General features: G+C 45.9%; 18 protein-coding genes, 2 tRNA genes and 1 riboswitch. Of the genes, 13 read left to right on the forward strand and 7 right to left on the reverse strand.

What is annotated here, in order from left to right:
- Position 1: 1 nt before the first annotated feature.
- A complete protein-coding gene (locus WBS51_RS00505) occupies positions 2-853 on the forward strand; it encodes a hypothetical protein (protein WP_173747295.1) in 852 nt (283 codons plus the stop codon).
- Positions 854-872: 19 nt separating this feature from the next.
- The gene (gene pyk / locus WBS51_RS00510; protein WP_173747296.1) at positions 873-2309 is read left to right on the forward strand and encodes a pyruvate kinase; all 1437 of its coding nucleotides are present in this window, start codon (positions 873-875) and stop codon (positions 2307-2309) included.
- 92 nt (positions 2310-2401) lie between these two features.
- On the opposite strand, the gene WBS51_RS00515 is transcribed toward pyk, so the two are convergent.
- From WBS51_RS00515 to thiS, 5 genes are read right to left on the reverse strand one after another with little or no spacing between them, the layout of a single operon-like run.
- Positions 2402-3001 (reverse strand): thiamine phosphate synthase, encoded by a 600-nt coding sequence (locus tag WBS51_RS00515; protein WP_294460016.1) that lies wholly within the window; start codon positions 2999-3001, stop codon positions 2402-2404.
- Positions 2994-4247 carry a 2-iminoacetate synthase ThiH gene (gene thiH / locus WBS51_RS00520; RefSeq protein ID WP_173747298.1) on the reverse strand — a complete coding sequence of 418 codons (1254 nt, stop codon included), beginning with the start codon at positions 4245-4247 and terminating at the stop codon, positions 2994-2996. Before thiH ends, WBS51_RS00515 begins: the two co-directional genes overlap by 8 nt.
- A gap of 12 nt (positions 4248-4259) precedes the next feature.
- Positions 4260-5030 (reverse strand): thiazole synthase, encoded by a 771-nt coding sequence (locus WBS51_RS00525; RefSeq protein WP_173747299.1) that lies wholly within the window; start codon positions 5028-5030, stop codon positions 4260-4262.
- A gap of 36 nt (positions 5031-5066) precedes the next feature.
- On the reverse strand, positions 5067-5702 hold the full coding sequence (gene thiF, locus WBS51_RS00530; protein WP_294460023.1) for a thiamine biosynthesis protein ThiF: 636 nt from the start codon (positions 5700-5702) through the stop codon (positions 5067-5069).
- Positions 5702-5896: a sulfur carrier protein ThiS gene (thiS, locus tag WBS51_RS00535; RefSeq protein WP_173747301.1), complete on the reverse strand. Its 195-nt coding sequence runs from the start codon at positions 5894-5896 to the stop codon at positions 5702-5704. The genes thiF and thiS overlap by 1 nt, the downstream gene beginning before the upstream one ends.
- Before the next feature lie 110 nt (positions 5897-6006).
- A riboswitch (TPP riboswitch) is annotated at positions 6007-6111 on the reverse strand.
- Positions 6112-6300: 189 nt separating this feature from the next.
- Between thiS and WBS51_RS00540 the strand changes: the two genes are divergently transcribed.
- The 7 genes from WBS51_RS00540 (at position 6301) to WBS51_RS00570 (ending at position 15152) form a co-directional block, all read left to right on the forward strand.
- Positions 6301-7578 carry a diaminopimelate decarboxylase gene (locus WBS51_RS00540; RefSeq protein ID WP_173747302.1) on the forward strand — a complete coding sequence of 426 codons (1278 nt, stop codon included), beginning with the start codon at positions 6301-6303 and terminating at the stop codon, positions 7576-7578.
- A gap of 87 nt (positions 7579-7665) precedes the next feature.
- Positions 7666-7748: transfer RNA gene (locus tag WBS51_RS00545), tRNA-Leu, on the forward strand.
- A 303-nt stretch (positions 7749-8051) separates the two neighbouring features.
- Complete coding sequence (locus WBS51_RS00550) at positions 8052-8375, forward strand: DUF6110 family protein (RefSeq protein WP_173747303.1); 324 nt, start codon at positions 8052-8054, stop codon at positions 8373-8375.
- Positions 8366-10453, forward strand: coding sequence for a heavy metal translocating P-type ATPase (locus WBS51_RS00555; RefSeq protein WP_173747304.1), 2088 nt, complete (start codon positions 8366-8368; stop codon positions 10451-10453). The genes WBS51_RS00550 and WBS51_RS00555 overlap by 10 nt, the downstream gene beginning before the upstream one ends.
- Before the next feature lie 121 nt (positions 10454-10574).
- Positions 10575-11432: a patatin-like phospholipase family protein gene (locus WBS51_RS00560; RefSeq protein ID WP_173747305.1), complete on the forward strand. Its 858-nt coding sequence runs from the start codon at positions 10575-10577 to the stop codon at positions 11430-11432.
- Positions 11433-11454: 22 nt separating this feature from the next.
- On the forward strand, positions 11455-12999 hold the full coding sequence (locus WBS51_RS00565; protein ID WP_173747306.1) for a Ppx/GppA phosphatase family protein: 1545 nt from the start codon (positions 11455-11457) through the stop codon (positions 12997-12999).
- Between the two features lie 14 nt (positions 13000-13013).
- Complete coding sequence (locus tag WBS51_RS00570) at positions 13014-15152, forward strand: RNA degradosome polyphosphate kinase (protein WP_173747307.1); 2139 nt, start codon at positions 13014-13016, stop codon at positions 15150-15152.
- An 84-nt stretch (positions 15153-15236) separates the two neighbouring features.
- Here the strand turns inward: WBS51_RS00570 and WBS51_RS00575 are convergent, their stop codons facing one another.
- Both WBS51_RS00575 and WBS51_RS00580 read right to left on the reverse strand, forming a co-directional pair.
- Positions 15237-16073, reverse strand: coding sequence for a PHP domain-containing protein (locus WBS51_RS00575; protein WP_173747308.1), 837 nt, complete (start codon positions 16071-16073; stop codon positions 15237-15239).
- A 76-nt stretch (positions 16074-16149) separates the two neighbouring features.
- Positions 16150-16221, reverse strand: a tRNA-Glu gene (locus WBS51_RS00580).
- Positions 16222-16466: 245 nt separating this feature from the next.
- Between WBS51_RS00580 and WBS51_RS00585 the strand changes: the two genes are divergently transcribed.
- From WBS51_RS00585 to WBS51_RS00600, 4 genes are read left to right on the forward strand one after another with little or no spacing between them, the layout of a single operon-like run.
- Complete coding sequence (locus WBS51_RS00585) at positions 16467-16985, forward strand: phosphatase PAP2 family protein (protein ID WP_173747309.1); 519 nt, start codon at positions 16467-16469, stop codon at positions 16983-16985.
- 5 nt (positions 16986-16990) lie between these two features.
- Positions 16991-18913, forward strand: coding sequence for a DNA gyrase/topoisomerase IV subunit B (locus WBS51_RS00590; protein ID WP_173747310.1), 1923 nt, complete (start codon positions 16991-16993; stop codon positions 18911-18913).
- Positions 18914-18923: 10 nt separating this feature from the next.
- Positions 18924-21170 (forward strand): DNA gyrase/topoisomerase IV subunit A, encoded by a 2247-nt coding sequence (locus tag WBS51_RS00595; protein ID WP_173747311.1) that lies wholly within the window; start codon positions 18924-18926, stop codon positions 21168-21170.
- A 30-nt stretch (positions 21171-21200) separates the two neighbouring features.
- Positions 21201-22442, forward strand: a complete 1242-nt coding sequence (locus WBS51_RS00600; RefSeq protein ID WP_294460037.1) for a transglutaminase domain-containing protein — start codon at positions 21201-21203, stop codon at positions 22440-22442.
- Positions 22443-22497 lie beyond the last annotated feature (55 nt).

Consider the following 22497-nt stretch of genomic DNA (forward strand, 5'->3'; position numbering starts at 1 on the left):
TATGAATTTTTTGAACAAAATGGAGCGTAAATTTGGACGCTATGCCATTCACAATCTGACGAAATATATGATAGGCTGTTATGCCATTGGATATATTTTGCTGTATGCGGGAAACCTTTTTGGGTTTTCCATTACCGGATATCTGACTTTAAGCCCTTATCATATCCTGCACGGGCAGATATGGAGAATTGTATCCTGGCTGTTGATTCCGCCCCCAACCAGCAACCTTGTTTTTGTGCTGATTATGCTGCTGTTTTATTATTCTCTGGGGGAAACGCTGGAGAGAACATGGGGCGCTTTCCGCTACAATGTTTATATTCTGGGCGGTGTGCTCTTTACGGTTATCGGTGCGTTTCTGCTGTATTTTATGATGGGAGCAAATCCGTTTTTGTCTATGGCGTACAGTATGGCGTTTTCCACGTATTACATCAACTTGTCCATTTTCCTGGCTTTTGCGGCCAATTACCCGGACATGCAGGTACTGTTTATGATGATTATTCCCATGAAGATGAAATGGCTGGCTGTGCTGGATATTGCGTATCTGCTGTATGATATGGTAAAAGGCGGCTGGGGAATCCGGACGGTAATTCTTGCATCCCTTTTGAATTTTATTATTTATTTTCTGTCAACCAGAAATTATCAGAGGATTTCACCAAAAGAAATCCACAGAAAACAACAGTTTCAAAGAGCTGTTCATCCGAAAATGGCGCCGGGTGTGACAAAACACAAATGTGCAGTCTGCGGAAGAACAGAAAAGGACGGAGACGATTTGGAATTTCGTTTCTGTTCCAAATGCAACGGCAACTATGAGTATTGTCAGGACCACCTGTTTACTCACAAACATATACAATAATCAGGAGGAAAATAATTATATGCGTAAAACCAAAATCGTCTGTACTATGGGACCGAACACAGATATTGAGAGCAACATGAGAGCTTTAGTAGCCAATGGAATGGATGTGGCTCGTTTTAATTTTTCACACGGAGATTATGAAGAACAGAAAAGCCGTATGAATCTGCTGAAAAAGGTGAGAGAAGAGCTGGAGAAGCCAGTGGCTATCCTTCTGGATACCAAAGGCCCGGAAATCCGTACAGGCGTACTGGAAGGCGGAAAGAAAGTGACACTGAAAGAAAATGAGGAGTTTGTTCTTTACACAGAGGAAATGACCGGGAATGAAAAGGGCTGCTTTATTACTTACGCAGGTCTGGCTGAGGATGTAGTGCCAGGCAACAGAATTCTTATTGATGATGGTCTGATTGAACTGGAAGTAAAAGAAGTGGCAGAGGGACGCATTGTCTGCCGCGTGGTAAACGGCGGTGAACTGGGCGAGAAAAAGGGCGTGAATGTGCCCAATGTCAACGTAAAGCTTCCGGCTATTACAGAAAAAGACAAAGCAGACATTCTTTTCGGTATTGAACAGGGGATTGATTTTATTGCAGCGTCCTTTATTCGAAATGCAGAGGGTGTGCTGGAAATTCGTAAGATTCTGGAAGAAAACAACGCAGAAGACATTGCGATTATTGCAAAAATTGAAAATGCGGAAGGTCTGGAAAACCTGGATGCCATCATTGAAGTGTCTGACGGAATTATGGTAGCCCGCGGTGACTTGGGCGTGGAGATTCCGGCACAGGAGGTTCCTCATATTCAGAAAATGATTATTCGTAAATGTAATGCGAATTATATTCCGGTTATTACAGCCACACAGATGTTGGATTCCATGATTCGCAATCCGCGTCCAACCAGAGCAGAGGTAACAGACGTGGCTAATGCCATCTATGACGGAACAGATGCTATTATGCTTTCCGGTGAGACAGCAGCGGGAAAATATCCGGTGGAAGCGCTGAAGATGATGAACGAAATCGCAGAGAACACAGAAAATTATGTGAAGTACGAAAAATATATTAAGCACAGAACAATGTACCAGAAAACAAAGGTTTCCTGTGCTATTGGTATTGCGTCCGTACGTACTGCCAGAAACATTGAGGCAGACTGCATTGTGACCCCAACCATGTCCGGAAAAACTGCCCGCATGGTTTCCAGCTTCCGTCCTACTATGCCGATTTATGCCATTACTCCAAATGAGAGAGTAGAGCGTAAAATGCGTCTGTACTGGGGCGTAAGACCGCTGAAAGGCTACAGAAGAGATACAACGGAAAATATTATTATCAATGCCATGGAAACATTGAAAGAGAACAAACTGGTGGCAAAAGGCCAGCTTGTGGTAGTTACAGCCGGAGACCCGGCGACCAACAGCAGCAAGGCAGAATCCAATGTAACCAATATGCTGCATGTAATGGAAGTAAAATAATGTTGTAAAAGAAAAATTTAAAATGCCCGAATGGCCTGAGAGGACAGGCTGTTCGGGCATTTTTTGCAGATATTTGCTATAGTCGTAGCCGTTCACTTAGGGGAATCCAGTTTTGCCAGATAACTGTCCGGTTCAGCGCAGGTCATGGCGCTGCTCATAATGCAAACCCCTTTAGCCCCGGTTTTCATCACTTCTTTTTTGTTTTCGGGAGTGATACCTCCAAGGGCATAGACGGGAATGGACACACTTTTGCAGACTTCTTCCAGAAAAGCAACTCCTCTTCCGGGAAGTCCCTTTTTGCATTCAGTGGCAAAAATATGTCCTGCAGTAATATAGGTACATCCCAGACGTTCTGCTAACAGAGCGTCCGTTACAGAATGGCAGGAGGCTCCCAGAATTGAAAAGGCTTTCCGCTCTTTTTCTGTCATCTGTTTTAGAAGGGACAGAGGAAGGTGCAGGGATTTTGCTTTCAAAGAAAGGGCCGCGTCTGTAAAGGTATGTAAAATACAGGAAGTGTCATAAGCAGCACAGATATCTATTGCCTGCCGGGCAAGAATTTCATACTGTGACTTTGATAAATCTTTTTCCCGAAGGATAATGCCCTGGGGTTTGGCCTTTGCCAGTTTTTTTATGCGGGAAAGAAAGTCTTCCCCACATAGCTTCCGGTTGGTGATACATAAAATATCAGACATAGAGGTAATCGTTTAAGACAGGCTGGAGACCTTCAGCCGCAATGTCTGCATAAACCCGGTCCAGACTGCGGCCATCGTTGATTTCAAACTGTTCGTCTCCCTGTTCCCCGTCCGTTTCCTTTCCGCTGTATTTACTTTCGTGGTCGCCGATTCCTGTAGAAACCCCTGCGGATACCTTGGTTGCTGCGATTTTTACAATGCCGTCCCGAAACTGGGCACTTTCTCTGGAAGATACTGTAATGCCCACAAAAGGAAGAAAAATCCGGTAAGCACAGAGAATCTGGCAAAGCTGGGTTTCATGCACGTCCAGAGGGTTGATTTTGTCGTTGTTGATAATGGGCCGCAGTCTGGGGCAGGAGAGGGACATTTCCGCATGGGGATATTTCCGCTGCAGATAGTAAACGTGCAGGGCGCTGGCCAGGGCGTCTTTCCGAAAGTCAGAAAGTCCTAAAAGTGCGGAAAAAGCAACGCCCCGCATACCACCTTTTAAGGCCCGTTCCTGTGCATCGAAGCGGTAAGGCCACACGCGTTTATGCCCCATGAGATGCAGGGTTTCGTATTTGTCGCTGTCATAGGTTTCCTGGAACACTGTGACATAGTCCGCGCCGCATTGGTGAAGATAGCGGTATTCGTCGGTGTTTACCGGATAAATTTCCAGCCCAACCATGCGGAAATACTTTCGCGCCAGTTTACAGGCTTCCCCGATATAAGAAATATCGCTTTTGGAGCGGCTTTCACCTGTGAGAATGAGGATTTCCTCCATGCCGCTGTCTGCGATGATTTTCATTTCTTTTTCAATCTGCTCCATAGTCAGCTTCATGCGGTGGATATGGTTATAGCAGTTAAAACCACAGTATACGCAGTAATTCTCGCAGTAATTGGCAATGTAAAGAGGGGTAAACAGATACACGGTATTGCCGAAATGGCGGCTGGTTTCCTGTCTCGCTCTCTGGGCCATTTCTTCCAGGAAAGGCTCGGCGGCGGGAGAGAGCAGAGCCTTGAAATCTTCCAGGGAACAGACCGGATGGGACAGGGCTGCCCGGACATCCTTGGCTGTGTAGTGGGTGTAATCATAGGAAGCCACCTGGCTCATGACTTTTTCGCATACATCAGACTGGATTTGCTCCATGCCGGGGAGATATTCCATGTGGCTTTTCCGAAAAGAAGGGTCTGTTTCCAGACGGTGTTTCTTTGCCAGCGCCTGTTCAGAGAGATACTGAGAGTCCACTAAAAATTCGTTTTCCATGACTGCCGCCTCCTAATCGTGAAGAAAACCGGTGAGCGGGTCAGATGCAGAAGCGCCTCTTGTAAGAACTCTGCCAAGTCCTGAAAGGTAGGCTTTTCGTCCGGCTTCAATGGCCTGGCGGAAAGCAGAAGCCATGAGAGGAAGGTCTCCGGCTGTGGCGAGAGCCGTGTTTGCCATAATGGCGGCAGCGCCCATTTCCATGGCTTCACAGGCCTGGGAAGGCCGTCCGATACCGGCGTCTACGATGACAGGCAAATCTATTTCCTGAATGAGAATTTCGATAAAATCCCTGGTGGCCAGTCCTTTGTTGGAACCAATGGGAGAAGCCAGAGGCATAATGGAGACAGCGCCGGCATTAGCCAGGTCCCTGGCGGTATTCAAGTCCGGGTACATGTAAGGCATGACAAGAAAGCCTTCTTTTGCCAGAATTTCCGTGGCTTTTATGGTTTCCTGGTTATCCGGCAGCAGATATTTGGAATCCCGCATAATTTCGATTTTTACAAAGTCTCCGCAGCCCAGTTCTCTTGCCAGACGGGCAATGCGCACTGCTTCTTCGGCATTTCTGGCGCCGCTGGTATTGGGAAGCAGGGTAACGTTTTCAGGAATATAATCCAGAATGTTTTCTTCTTCTTTGGTATTGGCCCGGCGGACAGCCAGAGTGATCAGTTCTGCACCCGCATCCTTTACGGCTGCTTCAATGAGCTTGAGGGAGTATTTCCCGGAGCCGAGAATAAAACGGGAATGAAATTCGCGTCCTCCGAGGATAAGCGTATCGTTGTTCATAAATGTACCTTCTTTCTGTATGTTTGGTGTTGTACCTTAGGGTTCGGTCTGTTCTGCCAGAATCCGCAGTACCATGTGCGCCTCATGGGCGGCGCAGCACATGACCCGGGAGGAGACAAGCCCCAGCCCGCTGCCTGTGTCGCTGCTTTCGTCTCCGCAGAGATAGAAACGGGAAGTAATCCGGCGGGTCCGGACGGAGTTGGCGCTGGAAATTCCGGCCATTCCGGAAGCTGCCACCAGAAATTTTTCCGGCATGGTTTCCAGTACGCGGTTGACCAGCATGGCCTTATTTTCCGCCCGGTCAAAGGCTTCACAGATTATCTGGGCGTTTTGCAGCAATTGTGGGGTATTTTCTTCGGTCATGGTCTCTGTATGCAGTTCTAAAGAAAGATAAGGCACAATTTCCCGGAGATTTTCCGCAAGGGCTTCTGTTTTGTACATGCCTATCTGATGGGCCTTGTACTGCTGGCGGTGGAGATTGGTGATATCCACCCGGTCAAAATCGATGAGAATCAGTCTGCCGATTCCGGCTCTTGCAAGACAGAGGGAAATGTTAGAGCCCAGTCCCCCCAGTCCGCATACGGCCACAGAAGCAGAAGCAAATTTTTGCTGCAAGGTTTGGCCGTGGCGTTCTTCCAGGGCCTTTATCCATTCTTCTTTTGTGGGTATCATCAGCCGCCTCCTACAAAGCTGACAATTTCCAGCACATCGCCGTCTGTCAGCGTGATTTCATTGTATTTTGCTTTGGGAACAATGTGGCCATTGCGTTCCACTGCAATGCGCAGGGGATTGTAATTGGACATTTCCAGATATTCGGACAGCGTTTTGCCGTCCATAGGCAGGGAAGTTCCGTTGATTATTACCATTTTTCACCTCCATCTGGGAGCCTGGCTTGTGGAGAATTGTATATCCGTTTTTAGGAAAACAAAAAGCGGAAAGCTACCAAGTTCGGTAACTTCCCGCTGCATATTTTCACATATGTGGTTCTCAGGCGTCCCTACGTTGGCATTATCCAAATCAGGTTATCGGTCGAAGGTCATACCTTCCTCTCAGCCTGTCATACAAGCTCCCGTCTGTTTTTATTTCGTTCATTATACAACAGGACTGGTAAAATTGCAAAGGTTTTCTGTGGATTTTTGACTGGAATACGTCAATACGTTAAAAAATAAAAAAAGACAGGGGAATGACTTGAAAAGCAAGACACATTTTCGTATAATGAGGTTCGTCAGATAAAAACAGAAAAGCAGAAATCCATTAAGGGAGAATATATATGGAAAAAAAGACATTTGTGACAAAGGAAAAGCTGGAAGAAATTGTAAAGGAATACCCGACCCCTTTTCATTTATATGATGAAAGAGGTATCCGGGAAAATGCGCAGGCCATGAAGGAGGCTTTTGCATGGAACAAAGGGTTTAAAGAATATTTTGCGGTAAAGGCAACACCAAATCCCTTCCTGATTGAGATTTTAAGAGAGTACGGCTTTGGCTGTGACTGTTCTTCTTATACAGAGCTGATGCTCTCCAAAGCCATGGGTTGTGTGGGAGAGGACATTATGTTTTCCTCTAATGACACTCCGGCGGAGGAATTTCAGTATGCCAACGAACTGGGCGCTACCATTAATTTAGATGACATTACCCACATTGCGTACCTGGAAGAAGCCATTGGTACACTGCCGAAGCGTATGAGCTGCCGCTATAATCCGGGCGGAGTTTTTGAGGTTTGCAACGGAATCATGGACAATCCGGGAGAGGCCAAGTACGGCATGACGGAAGCGCAGATTTTTGAGGCTTTCCGGATTCTGAAAAGCAAGGGAGTGGAAGAATTTGGTATTCATGCTTTCCTGGCCAGCAACACAGTGACAAATGAATACTATCCGATGTTGGCAAAGCGCCTCTTTGAACTGGCGGTGCGTCTGGAAAAAGAAACCGGGGCAAAGATCTGCTTCATTAATCTGTCCGGCGGTGTGGGCATTCCCTACAGACCGGAAGAAACACCTAACGATATCCGTGTGATTGGAGAAGGGGTGCGCAGAGTTTATGAAGAAGTGCTCACTCCGGCAGGCATGGGAGATGTGGCTATCTACACCGAGCTGGGGCGCTTTATGATGGGGCCTTACGGCTGTCTGGTGACAAAGGCCATTCACGAGAAACATACCCACAAGGAGTATATTGGAGTGGACGCCTGTGCGGTAAACCTTATGCGCCCGGCTATGTATGGGGCTTATCACCATATTACCGTTATGGGGAAAGAGCATGAGCCGTGTAATTACAAATACGATGTGACAGGTTCCCTGTGTGAAAACAATGATAAGTTTGCAGTGGACAGAATGCTTCCGAAAATTGACAAAGGAGATTTGCTGGTGATTCACGACACTGGTGCCCACGGCTTTGCCATGGGATATAATTACAATGGAAAGCTGAAATCTGCGGAAATTCTGCTGAAAACGGACGGAAGCACCCAGTTAATCCGCAGGGCAGAGACACCGAAGGATTATTTTGCAACCTTTGACTGCTTTGATTTTTATAAGAAGCTGGACTGCAATCAGTAGAATTGGATTAAATGAATTTAAAATTCAAAAAAATGCTTGCAATTTGGAAAGAGTTATGCTAAGATATCTATTGTTCCGTTAGGAAATGCCGGCGTGTCGGAATGGCAGACGAGGCAGACTCAAAATCTGTTGTGGGCAACCACGTATGGGTTCAAGTCCCATTGCCGGCAGTTTTATGAATGAAGGAAAATAGAAAGAGGCTGAAATCCGCTAAAATCAAGGGGTTCAGTCTCTTTCTGTTTTCTGCTATTTTTTCTGACAGATATTGACAAAAAAAACAGTGGGTGGTAGTATTTTGAAATCAAAGGTTGGCTTATGCAACTATCAAAGACCCTTGATTAGAAAATATGTAAAATGGAAAAGGAGTGGAAAAAATGAAGAAGCACAGGTTTTGGGCATGGGCGATGCTTTTCTGCCTTGGAATGACATTTTACACAGGTTACAAGCACAAATAAATACAGGAGGATTTGAAGATGATAAGTACAGAATTAATGAAGAAAGCGGCACTTTTTGCAGGCGGAGTTTTATTTGGAACAGCAGGAGTTAAGATTCTGGGAAGTAAGGACGCGAAAAAAGCTTATGTGCAGGCTACTGCAGCCGTATTAAGAGCAAAAGACTGTGTTATGGATGCGGTGACAACGGTACAGGAAAACGCAGAAGATGTTCTGGCGGAAGCAAATGAAATCAATGCACAGCGCTATGCAGAAGAAGCATGCGCCCAGGAAGACGGTGCGGAAGAAGCTGAAGAAGTAAAAGAAGAGGCTGAAAAAGAACAGGAAGATGCCAAATGCGAATAAAGATTCAGCATGAAATCAGAGGTCGTATTCGTTTTGCCACGCCGAAGAAGAGTCTGACCGTGGAAGAAGCGGATATGCTGCAGTACTATTTGGGCACACTTGAAAATGTGGTTTCTGCAAAGGTGTATGAAAGAACCGGCCATGCAGTGGTTTGCTACAGCGGCAGCAGGAAGGAAGTTATCAAAGGTCTGACAGCGTTTTCTTTTGAGAACCGGGAGCTTCAGGAACTGGTTCCGGAGAACACGGGACGGGAATTGATGAATGTTTATAAGGAAAAGCTTATTGCAAAGCTTGCCGTGCACTATCTCTGCAAGCTGTTTCTTCCGGCACCGCTGGCTGCTGCAAAGGCAGCGGTGCAGTCTCTGCATTTTATGAAAGAAGGCCTTCAATGTCTGAAACGGAGAAAGCTGGAAGTGCCGGTACTGGATGCCGCAGCCATCGGAGTTTCTCTGCTCAGAGGAGATATCAGTACAGCAGGTTCTGTTATGCTGCTTTTGAGTGTAGGAGAAATTCTGGAAGAGTGGACGCATAAAAAATCTGTGGCAGACCTTGCCAGAAGTATGTCTCTGCAGGTTGAAAAAGTATGGGTAAAACAGGGAGAGGCAGAAATCCTTATGGACGCAGGTGAGGTAAAAGAGCATGACGTTATCTGTGTGCATATGGGGAATATGATTCCGCTGGACGGAATTGTAGTAGGCGGAGAGGCTATGGTGAATCAGGCGTCCCTTACAGGAGAAGGTATTCCAGTGAAAAAGGAAGAAGGCGCTTATGTTTATGCCGGAACCGCAGTGGAAGAAGGTGAACTGCTGATTCAGGTGAAAGCGTCTGCCGGCAGTACCCGGTATGAAAAGATTGTTTCCATGATTGAAGAATCAGAAAAACTGAAATCTTCCTTGGAGGGAAAAGCAGCTCATGTGGCAGACAGACTGGTGCCGCTGAGTTTTCTGGGAACGATGGCAACTTATGCCCTTACCCGGAATGTAACCAAGGCTCTGTCTATTCTGATGGTGGATTTTTCCTGTGCATTAAAGCTCTCTATGCCTATTGCAGTTCTGTCTGCCATGAGAGAATGTCAGGATTACCAGATTACTGTGAAGGGAGGAAAATTCCTGGAGGCGGTAGCGGAAGCGGAAACAGTAGTTTTCGATAAAACAGGAACTTTTACCAAGGCAGAACCTACGGTTGCAGAGGTGATTCCTTTCGGAGGAAGAAGCCGGGATGAAATGCTTCGTCTGGCAGCCTGCCTGGAAGAACATTTCCCTCATTCCATTGCCAATGCAGTAGTAGCTCAGGCCCAGAAGGAGGGCCTTGCTCATGAAGAAATGCACACAAAGGTGGACTATGTAGTGGCCCACGGCATTTCCTCGAAGGTGAACGAGCAGCAGGTTTTAATCGGAAGCCATCATTTTATCTTTGAAGATGAAAAATGCAGAATCCCCGAAGGGGAAGAGGAAAATTTCCGGAACCTTCCTATAGGATATTCTCTTTTGTATCTGGCAATTTCCGGTGAACTGGCGGCAGTGCTGTGCATTGAAGATCCGTTAAGGGAAGAGGCCAGAGAGATTGTAGCAGCTTTAAAGGAAACGGGAATCCGAAAAGTCGTAATGATGACCGGAGACAGCGCGGGCACGGCTGCGGCCATTGCCAAAAAGACAGGTGTGGATGCCTTCTATGCAGAGGTTCTGCCGGAAGATAAGGCTTCTTTTGTAGAGCAGGAAAAAGCAGAGGGACGCAAGGTGATTATGGTAGGAGACGGTATCAACGATTCTCCGGCCCTGTCGGCAGCCAACGCAGGGATTGCCGTCAGCGGAGGCGCACAGCTTGCCAGAGAAATTGCAGATATTACAATTTCAGGAGAAGATTTGTACCAGCTGGTAACGCTGAAAAGAATCAGCAACGGTCTGATGAAACGGATTCATAGAAATTACCGTTTTGTTATCGGATTTAATATGGGGCTGATTGCCCTGGGACTTGGCGGAGTTCTTGCACCAGGGACTTCTGCGCTTTTGCACAATCTTTCTACCTTGGGGATTTCTCTGGAAAGTATGACAAATACGTTAGATAAGAAAAGAGAATAGTTTTTATAGACAAAGCGGCGCCAGATATGAGGTCTGGTGTCGTTTTGTTAAATTTATTTAACTTTTGTAATGCCCGGATTCGTGATAAAATAGAAATATGTGAACAGAAAGAAGGGAAAATATGACAGCAAAGTGTAAGGTTGGACTGGTTTTAGAAGGCGGCGGTATGCGAGGCGCATTTACAGCTGGAGTTTTGGATTATTTTCTGGATAAAAACCTGTCTTTTCATACTTGTATCGGGGTGTCTGCAGGAGCCTGCCACGCCTGCAGCTTCCTGTCAAAGCAGAGGCGGCGGGGATTTGAAACCAATACGGATTATTTGGAGGATGAGACTTACTGCAGTTTCAAAAATCTTATGAAAACAGGAGATTTGTTTGGTGTGGATATGTGTTACCGGAAAATTCCGGAAGAATTGAATCCCTATGATTATCAGGCATTTTCCGAAAATCCTACAGAATTTTACGTCGTAGTAACCAACTGCAAAACAGGAGAAGCAGAGTATAAGAAAATTACGGATATGCACAGAGGAATTCATTATGTGCGGGCTTCCAGCTCCCTGCCCCTGCTTTCACGGACGGTCTGGATTAAAAATACGCCGTATCTGGACGGGGGAATTGCAGATTCTATTCCTGTAAAACAATCAGAGAAGCTGGGAAACCATAAGCAGGTAGTGGTGCTGACCCGACAGAGAGGATACCGTAAAGAACCCAATAAAGCCATGCCCGCAGCCTATCTGCGGTATCAAAGAGAGTTTCCCAAGCTGGTGGCGCGTATGAAAAACAGGCATCTGGACTACAATGCAGCCCTTGATTATCTGTATGAGGAAGAAAAGAAGGGAAATGTTTTCCTTATTTGTCCGGAAAAACCTGTGGAAATCGGCAGAATTGAAAAAAATCGGGAAAAATTGGAGCGTCTGTACGAAGAAGGCTACATTGCAGCAGAAAAAATGGGCAGCGCATTGCTTGACTTTATGAAATAACGGCAGAGGAAAGGAGAAATTTATGGGAGTGACAACATTTGCAGCAATAGATGTAGGTTCCTACAATGTCTGTATGGATATTTACGAAATATCCCCAAGAAACGGAATACGGTGTATTAATGAAGTGAGAAGCCGCCTGGAAATCGGCCGGGAAACTTATGGGGAAGGAAAAATCACCTTTGCAACAGCGAAAGAACTGTGCCGCATTCTGAAAGATTTTACAGAAATTATGAAGGAATATCAGGCAGAGGCGTACCGGGCCTGTGCTACCAGCACGCTCCAGGAAGCGAAAAATGTCTGGATTGTGATGGAGCAGGTATATCAGAAAACGGGTATACGGGTGGAAATACTCAGTAATTCAGAGCAGCGCTTTTACGGCTACAAGTCTGTGGCAGCCAAAGAGGCGTCTTTTGCGAAGATGATTCAGAAAGGAACCGCTGTCATGGAAGTGGGCGGAGGAAATGTACAGATTTCTCTTTTTGACAAAGATATGCTGGTCACCACCCAGAATTTTAAGATGGGAAGTTTAAGAATTAAAGAACTTTTGCTGCCGTTGGAAAAAGAAGCTGCTCATTATGAACGTTTGGTGGAAGAACTGGTACATAACCAGATTCTGGGGTTTAAAAAACTGCATTTAAAGGACCGCAGGGCAGACCATATTATTCTTATGGGCAATACGTTTATGGAACGTCTTTTTGAAAGAAAGACCACCATGACAGAAAGCAGAACCATCAGTTATGAAACTTTTATGGAGGAATATGCATGGGTTATGGCACATTCCGCAGAAGAGGTTTCCGTGAAGCTGGGGGTTTCTCTGGAATATGCAGAGATTATGGTGCCGGCCATGATTATTTACCGCGTATTTATCGAAGAACTGGGTGGACAGACCATGTGGCTGCCGGGAACACATTTGAATGACGGTGTGGCTTATGATTACGCAGAGCGGCATAAGCTGATTAAGAGTAAGCACAATTTTGAAAATGATATTCTGGTGTCTGCCAAAAACATTGCGAAGCGGTATATGAGCGGAAAGAACCACACGCAGGCGGTAGCCAAGAATGCCCTGGCGATTTTCGACAGTATGAAAAAAGTGCACGGTATGGGAGCCAGAGAGCGGCTTTTGCTGCAGATAGCCATTTTACTTCATGACTGCGGCAATTATATCAGTCTGAGCAATGCGTCGGAATGTGCCTATGAAATCATCATGTCCACGGAAATTATCGGATTGTCCCACAGGGAACGGGAAATGATTGCCAATGTGGTGAAATTTATTAAAAAGCCGTTTCAGTATTATGGAAGCGCAGATTCTAAGTCGGAAATTGACCGGAGGAGCTATATGACAGCCGCAAAACTGACCGCGATTATCCGGGTGGCTAATGTGCTGGACAGAAGTCACAGGCAGAAAATTGAGGAAATTAAGGCAGCGGTAAAAGACCAGGAGCTGCTGCTTACGGTGACGGCCAGAGAAGATCTTGCTCTGGAGAAAGGGCTTTTGCCGGAACAGGCGGACTTTTTTGAAGAGATTTTCAGTATCCGTCCTGTGCTGAAAGTCAGAAAACGGAAATAAGGAGGAGTAAGAGTATGGATTTTAAGGCATATACAAAACCGGAATATTACCGCAACAGAGAACTGAGTTGGCTGGGCTTTAATGAGAGAGTACTTTCAGAAGCAAGAGATAAGAGCCTGCCTTTATTTGAGCGCCTGAAATTTTTGAGCATTACAGCTTCTAATCTGGATGAATTTTTTATGATTCGCGTGGCTTCCTTAAAAGACATGGTTCATGCAAAATATACAAAGCCGGATATTGCAGGGCTGTCTCCAAAGGAGCAGTTGGCAGAGCTGGCGCCTGTGCTTCGGGAGTTTATCCAAATGCAGTACAGCACCTACAACCGCTCTCTGTTGCCGGGACTGAAAAAAGCAGGGCTTGTAGTGGTGGAAAAACACGAAAGTTTAAATAAAGAGCAGAAGGAATTTGTGGATAGATATTTTGACGAAACCATTTATCCGGTGCTTACGCCTATGGCTATGGACAGCGCCAGACCCTTCCCTCTTATCCGCAATAAAACCTTAAATATCGGCGCTTTGATTGCAAAGAAAAATAAAAAGAACAAAGAAGAGTTGGAATTTGCCACGGTGCAGGTTCCCTCTGTGCTGCCGAGAATTGTGGAAATTCCCTGTGAGAAAGAAGGAAAAAAAGCGGTGGTCCTTCTGGAGGAGGTCATTGAGAGGAACATCGGCAAGTTGTTTTTAAGCAATCAGGTGGTATGTGCCTGCCCGTACCGGATTATCCGGAATGCAGATTTGACCATAGATGAAGATGAGGCGGCAGACCTTTTGAATGAAATTCAGAAACAGCTGAAAAAGAGACAGTGGGGCGAGGTTATCCGTCTTGATGTCAATGAAAAAATGGATGCCCGTCTGCTCAACATCCTGAAAACGGAATTTAAGATGAAAGAGGAAGATGTATTTGCAGTCAATGGGCCTCTGGATTTGACTTTTCTTATGAAAATGTATGGTCTGGAGGGGTTTGAGGATTTGAAAATCACCCAGCATGTACCGGCTCCGGTTCCTCAGATGATGACAGAGGAGGATATTTTTACGCAGATAAGGAGACAGGATATTCTTTTGCATCATCCGTTTATGACCTTTGCCCCTGTAGTGGATTTTGTGCGTCAGGCTTCTAAAGACCCTCAGGTGCTTGCCATTAAGCAGACGCTGTATCGTGTCAGCGGCAATTCACCGATTATTGCAGCCCTGGCCCAGGCGGCGGAAAACGGCAAACAGGTGACTGTATTGGTAGAATTAAAAGCCCGGTTTGATGAGGAAAACAACATTGTGTGGGCAAAGAAACTGGAAAAGGCGGGATGCCATGTTATCTATGGGCTTCTGGGGTTGAAAACCCACAGTAAAATTACCCTGGTGGTGCGAAAGGAAGAAGAGGGAATCCGCAGATACGTTCATCTGGGTACGGGAAATTACAACGATTCCACGGCAAAGCTGTATACAGACTGCGGTCTTCTTACCTGCTCAGAAAAAATCGGTGAAGACGCTACGGCTGTCTTTAATATGCTTTCCGGTTATTCAGAGCCGAAAAGCTGGAATAAACTGGTAGTAGCACCTATCTGGATGCGGGACCGTTTCCTGCATCTCATTGAGATGGAACAAAAAGAAGCGCTGAAAGGACGGGAAGCCAGGATTGTGGCTAAGATGAATTCTCTTTGCGACAGAGATATTATTGCAGCTCTGTATGCTGCCAGCGCGGCAGGTGTGAAGATTGACTTGATTGTCCGTGGAATCTGCTGTTTGAAGACCGGAATTCCGGGTATCAGTGAAAACATTACTGTGCGCTCCATTGTGGGAAATTATCTGGAGCACAGCCGGATTTTCTATTTCTGCAGTGGAGGCAAGGAACAAATTTTTATGGGAAGTGCGGACTGGATGCCAAGAAATCTGGATAAGAGAGTGGAAATTGTGTTCCCGGTGGAAGATAAGGATATTAAAGAAGAGGTTAAGCACATCCTCCATATGCAGCTGACGGATAACGTAAAGGCTCATGTACTGCAGCCGGACGGAAGTTATGAAAAGATTGACAAAAGAGGAAAACAACTGGTGAATTCTCAGGAATATTTCTGCCAGGAGGCGGACGAGAGGGCCAGAATTCCGAGGCAGGCAGGAGATGAGCGGGTATTTATACCGGCAGAGGCTCCGGAAGAGGAGTAAGAGAAAAGGTATGGGCATGAAAACTTTCTGGAGTTTTTTCATGCCCATACCTTTTGGTGAAAATCAGGAAGAACGTTTTGGTCTTTAAGAACGCAGTTCCTCCAGTACAGAGTAGGGGATTTGCAGATTTCCCTGTCCGCAGCCCAGGTCAATGTGAGGTTTGTTGGCACCGTGAAAATCACTGCCCCCGGAACATTTGAGTCCATAGCGTTTGGCAAGTTTTGTCATACGTATCTGGTCAGCGGGGGTGTAGGTGGAATATACGGTTTCCATGCCGTCCAGTCCTGCTTTTTTCAGTATGTCCAGAAAGCTTTCCAGACGTTCTTTGGAAAGGCGGCACAAAAGCGGATGGGCGAAAATAGCTTTTCCTCCGCCCTGGTGAATCAGTTCAATGGCCTGAGCGGGAGTGACTTTCTCTCTGGGAACGTAGCATCTGGCATGGTCGCCCAGATAACGGTCAAAGGCTTCTTTTATGGAGCCCACATAGTGATGTTCCAGCAGAAATCTGGCAAAATGGGCTCTTGTCCAGACGCTGTCCGGAAAACTTTTTTCCATTTCCTTTCGGGTAATGTCTATGTTTTCTTTTTGCAGAAGGGCCAGGACTTTGTCGTTTCGCAGTTCTCTGGAAGCTTTGAATTCCCGGAGGGTTTTCTGGAACGCCTCCTTGCTCCAGTCAATGTCCAGTCCTACAATGTGTACGTCCCGGTTTTGCCAGGTGGTAGACAGTTCAATGCCCGGCACTACTTCAAGTCCGGTGTTTTGGGCTGCCTTTTGTGCTGCCGAAATACCGTCTGTGGTGTCGTGGTCCGTAAGCGCAAAAGCTGACAGTCCTTTTTGCAGAGCATAAGAAACCAGTTCTTCGGGGGTAAAGGTGCCGTCAGAAATTGTGGAATGTACATGCAAATCAACGAATTTTTCCATAAGAACCTCCTGTGTACCGGGAATATTTTTGATAATAACAAAAATGGGAAATACTCAGCTGAGTATTTCCCAAAAGCAGTTCGTACGGGAATCGAACCCGTGTTTCCGCCGTGAGAGGGCGGCGTCTTAACCGCTTGACCAACGAACCGTACTTGCACATAATACAGGATAATAAGAAGAATGTCAAGGGGTTTTTTGAAAAAAATAGAAAAATGTAAAAATGAGTAAAAAAGCATCTTGACAGACAGAACAAATGTTCGCTATAATGAGAGAACAAAGAAAAAAGATTTGAAAATATGGGTGAAATGAGATATGATACAGAAGTCTTTACAGATATTTACAGATTTCAGGCAGGGGTTTTTTGTCTGAAAATCAAGGAAAGGTGACAACAATATGGAATGGGAGTTTGCGATTCTGGATATGCTGCAAGAGATGCATCATCCGGTACTTACGAAAATTATGGCATTTGTTACCATGCTGGGAGAGGCAGGATGGTTCTGGATATTGCTGGGGGTGATACTGCTGTGCACCAAAAGATTCCGCAAGTGCGGGGTGGCGGTTCTTCTGGCCCTGGTGCTGGATTTTCTTCTGGCAAATGTAATTTTAAAACCACTGGTGGCCCGTCCCCGTCCCTGCTGGATAAATGATACAGTAGAACTTCTGGTGCGGGTTCCGAAGGATTATTCCTTCCCCTCCGGACATACCATGGCTTCTTTTGCGGCGGCAGGGGCTTTGCTTCTCACAGAGAAAAAATTGGGAATTTGTAGTCTGGTACTGGCTTTCCTTATGGGAATTTCCAGATTGTATTTTTACGTACATTTTCCCACAGATGTTTTGGCCGGTATGGTACTTGGCCTGCTCTGCGGATTTGCAGGGGTATTTTTGATGAAAAAGCTGATGAAGAAAGGTTAATGAAAATGGCAAAAAAGAATACTTATGATGCCAGCAGTATTACGGTGCTGGAAGGACTGGAAGCAGTGCGGAAGCGTCCGGGAATGTATATCGGAAGCGTTTCCCGCAAAGGTCTGAATCATTTGATTTATGAAATTGTAGATAATGCAGTGGACGAACACCTGGCAGGTTTTTGTAAGAATATCCGGGTGACTTTGGAGGCAGACGGCTCTGCTACCGTAGAGGATGACGGAAGGGGAATTCCCGTGGGGATGCACGAAAAGGGAATGTCTGCGGAGCGTCTGGTTTTCACTACCCTGCATGCAGGAGGAAAGTTCGATGATTCTGTATACAAGACAAGCGGCGGACTGCATGGTGTGGGTTCGTCTGTTGTCAATGCCCTGTCTGCTTATCTGGATATTAAAATCAGTACAGGAGGGTATGTGCACCACGACCACTATGAGAGAGGTGTGCCTACCATAGAGCTGGAGGACGGGCTGCTTCCTAAGCTGGGGCGGACAAAAGCCACAGGAACTCTGGTGAATTTTCTGCCGGACGCAGAGATTTTTGAGAAAACCAGATTTTCTTCTACGGAAGTGAAAAGCAGGTTACATGAGACCGCATATTTGAATCCGGAGCTGACAATTGTATTTGAGGATAAAAGGGCAGAAAATCCGGAAAGGATTGTGTATCATGAGCCGGACGGCATTGTAGGCTTTATCAAAGATATGAATAAGAAGAGCGAAGTGGTGCACGAACCTGTTTATTTTAAAGGGGAATGTGACGGAATCACCGTGGAAGCGGCTTTTCAGTATGTCAACGAGTTTCGGGAAAATGTCCTGGGATTTTGCAATAATATTTATAACTCAGAGGGCGGCACGCATCTGACCGGATTTAAGACTACGTTTACTTCTGTGATGAACACATATGCCAGAGAACTGGGGATTTTGAAGGAAAAGGATGCCAATTTTACCGGGGCAGATGTGCGAAACGGGATGACAGCTGTGGTTTCTATTAAACATCCGGCGCCTCGTTTTGAAGGACAGACCAAGACAAAGCTGGACAACCAGGATGCATCTAAGGCTGCGGGCAAGGTAACGGGGGAAGAGATTGTCCTGTATTTTGACCGGAATCTGGATGTGCTGAAAAGCGTGCTGGCCTGTGCGGAAAAATCTGCAAAAATCAGAAAAACAGAAGAAAAAGCAAAGACGAATCTTCTGACAAAGCAGAAATATTCCTTTGATTCCAATGGAAAACTGTCTAACTGTGAAAAGAGAGACCCTTCGCTTTGCGAAATCTTTATTGTGGAGGGAGATTCTGCTGGGGGCAGCGCTAAGACGGCAAGAGACAGAAGCTTTCAGGCGATTCTGCCTATCAGGGGAAAGATTTTGAATGTAGAAAAGGCAACTATTGATAAAGTGCTTGCCAACGCGGAAATTAAGACTATGATAAATGCCTTTGGCTGCGGTTTTTCGGAAGGATACGGAAATGATTTCGATATTACGAAGCTGCGTTACAATAAGATTATTATTATGGCCGATGCCGATGTGGACGGAGCCCATATTTCCACCTTGCTGCTTACGCTGTTTTACCGCTTTATGCCGGAACTAATTTACGAGGGACATGTATATATTGCTATGCCGCCTCTGTATAAAGCCATGCCGTCTAAGGGAAAAGAAGAATACCTCTATGACGACAAAGCGCTGGAACATTACAGAAAGAGGCATAAAGGGCCGTTTACTCTCCAGAGATACAAAGGTCTGGGAGAAATGGACGCCCAGCAGCTCTGGGAAACTACGTTAAACCCGGAGACCCGTATGCTGCGTCTGGTGGAAATCGAAGACGCGAGAATGGCCTCTGAGGTGACGGAAGTGCTGATGGGAACCGAAGTGCCTCCCAGAAAGGCGTTTATTTATGAACATGCCCGTGACGCGGAATTAGATATATAGGAGAAGCAGTATGGCTGAAAATCAGGATAATATTATCAGAACCGAGTATTCGGAAATCATGCAGAAGTCGTATATTGACTATGCTATGAGTGTTATCATCGCCCGTGCCCTGCCGGATGTACGGGACGGGTTAAAACCGGTACAGAGAAGGACTCTGTACGATATGTATGAACTGGGAATCCGTTATGACAGGCCTTACCGGAAGTGTGCCCGTATTGTAGGAGACACTATGGGTAAATATCACCCCCATGGGGACAGTTCTATTTATGAAGCCCTGGTGGTTATGGCTCAGGATTTTAAAAAAGGACAGCCTCTGGTGGATGGACATGGAAATTTTGGGTCTATTGAAGGGGATGGTGCGGCGGCCATGCGATATACGGAAGCAAGGCTGCAGAAAATTACCCAGGAAGTCTATCTGGGGGATTTGGATAAAAATGTAGTAGATTTTGTGTCTAACTTTGACGAGACAGAGAAAGAGCCGGAGGTACTTCCGGTGCGTGTGCCAAACCTTCTGGTAAACGGTGCGGACGGCATTGCGGTAGGTATGGCAACCAGTATTCCGCCTCACAATCTGGGAGAGGTACTGGACGGCGTTATTGCCTATATGAAGAACAATGAGATTACGACCCGGGAACTGATGAATTATGTAAAGGGACCGGATTTTCCCACCGGCGGCATTGTGGTCAATAAGGATGAATTGCTTTCTATTTATGAGAGCGGAACCGGAAAGATAAAAGTCAGAGGAAAGGTGGAAATCGAAAAGGGAAAGAATGGGAAAAACCTGTTGGTGATTACGGAAATTCCCTATCCTATGATAGGCGCCAACATTGGTAAATTTTTAAATGATGTGGCAGCGCTCAGTGAGACAAAGAAGACCACGGATATTGCCGATATTTCCAATCAGTCCTCCAAAGAGGGAATCCGTATTGTGCTGGAATTGAAAAAGGGCGCGGATATTGAAAATCTCACCAATATGCTTTATAAAAAGACCAGGCTGGAAGATACCTTTGGGGTAAATATGCTGGCCGTGGCGCAGGGAAGACCGGAAACACTGGGATTAAAGCAGATTATTGAGCATCATGTGGATTTCCAGTTTGAGGTGACGACCAGAAAATATAACAATCTTCTGAAAAAAGAAAGGGAAAACCAGGAGATTCAGGAAGGACTCATACAGGCCTGCGATGTCATTGATTTGATTATTGAAATTTTAAGAGGCAGCAAGAGCAGAGAGCAGGTAAAAAACTGCCTTATCAGCGGCATTACGGAAGGTATTCGCTTTAAGACAAAGACCAGTGAGCGCCAGGCGAAAAAACTGCGCTTTACGGAACGCCAGGCAGGGGCGATTCTGGATATGCGCCTTTATAAACTCATTGGACTGGAAATGGAGACTCTGGTGGCAGAACATGCAGAAACCCTGAAAAAAATTGCCCGGTACGAAGATATTTTAAACCACTATGATTCCATGGCAGAAGTGATTATAAAAGAACTGCAGCAGATAAAAAAGGAATACGGCAGGCCCAGAAGAACATCTGTGGAAAATGCAGCAGAAGCTGTTTATGAAGAGAAGAAAATCGAAGAGATGGAAGTTGTGTTCCTTATGGACCGTTTTGGTTATGTGCGTACTATGGACAAGGGGATTTATGAGCGCAATAAGGAAACAGCAGACAGTGAGCATAAATATGTATTTTCCTGTATGAATACAGACAAGATTTGTCTCTTTACGGACTCCGGGCGTATGCATTTGGTAAAGGTGCTGGATTTGCCCTATGGAAAGCTGCGGGATAAGGGGACTCCGGTAGATAATGTGAGCAATTATGACAGCAGTACGGAGCAGATTGTATTTGTAGGAGCCCAGTCAGCGCTAAAAGAGGCAAAGATTTGTTTTATGACAGCGCAGGGGATGATAAAACTGGTAGACGGAACTGAGTTTGATGTAACCAAGAGAACCATTGCCGCTACGAAGCTGGGGGAAGGGGATAAAGTAATTCTGGTGCAGAATGCCGGACCTATGGAGTATGTGGTACTGCAGACAAAGAATGGATATTTCCTGAAATTTTTAAAAGAGGAAATTCCGGAGAAAAAGAGAAATGCTCTGGGGGTCAGAGCCATCCGTATGGATGAGAAAGATGAAGTGGAACATGCCTATATGCTGGAAAGCAGAACAGACTATGAGGTTGTGTACAAAGAAAAAACCATGGTACTGAACAAATTGAAGCTGGCAAAAAGAGACACAAAGGGAACCAAGGTGCGTGTCTGATTCTGCATCCGGGAAAAGAAGAGGTGCGATTTGAAAAGAAAAGGGAACAGATGGGGAATACTGTTTGCGGCGGTTCTGCTGGCACAAAGCATGGCAGGCTGCAGTGCCGGAGCGTGGAAGGAAGCTTTTTCAAAGGAAAAGGAAACAGAGATTACCATAGGACAGCTTTTGAATGAAGACCTTCCGGAAAAGGAACTGGAGGAGTCCCAGACTGCCTTATACTATGGATATCAGTCGCTGCTGGAGGAAGAGCAGAAGATTTACCGTCAGTTTATCAAAGGGCTGGAGGAATTTCAGGAGGAAATTTCCCTGTCGCCGGTTTCTGAGGAACGGCTGTCTGTGATTGTTAATATGGCGATGATTGACCACCCGGAATATTTCTGGACAGACGGAGCTTTTCAGTACTGGGAAGAAGAATGGAGCGACGGTTCTTCCGCGGGCATGAAAATTGTGCCCACTTATCTGGTAAGTAAAAAAGAAGCCCAGGATTTGAAGCGGCAGATAGAGGAAAAGGCGGAAGAATGGCTGGAAACCATTCCCCGGGAAACAGATACTTACGGGAAAATCAAGGCGGTCTATGAGCTTTTGATTCGAAATGTCAGTTATGATGAAAACAGTCCGGACAATCAGAATATCCGCAGTGTGTTTCTGGGCGGAAAAACAGTCTGTATGGGTTATTCCAAAGCGACGCAGTATCTCCTGAATAAAATGGGCATTTTCTGCACGCTGGTTGTGGGAGAGATAGCCGATGAAGAAAATTCCAGTCATGCATGGAATCTGGTGAAAATAGGAGAAAAGTATTACTATGTGGATACGACCTGGGGAAATCCTAACTATGAGGATGAAAGCCAGGCAGAAGTGGAGATTTATTACAGCTATCTGTGCTGCACAGGGGAATTTCTGGGAGAAACTCATATTCCTAACGATGATATTCCGCTTCCTGTATGCGAGGATGACAGCTATAATTATTACAAAAATGCGGGCTGCTGGTATGACAGCTATGATTACAACCAGATTTATAATGTCCTGTTAAGGGATATGAATGCAGGAGCCCGGAAGACGGAGCTGTATTTCGGCAGTCAGGAAGCCTATGACCAGGCAGCGGAAGCTCTGGTAAATGGAAGTCTGGTTCAGGATGCGGCACAGAATGCCTCTGTACTCCGGCCGGGAGAGGGAATTTCCTGGGACATCTATTCCGGGGGCTCGGACAGGCTGTTGGTACTGGTCTGGAGTATGCCTGCCAAAAAAGAACTTGCAAGTTCCGGTAAATAGTGTTATCCTATTAGAGAACTAGATAATAACGATAGCATAAGAGTGGGCCAAAGGG

The organism is Blautia acetica, from assembly GCF_038739805.1.
In the GTDB taxonomy this organism is placed as follows: Bacteria; Bacillota; Clostridia; order Lachnospirales; family Lachnospiraceae; genus Blautia.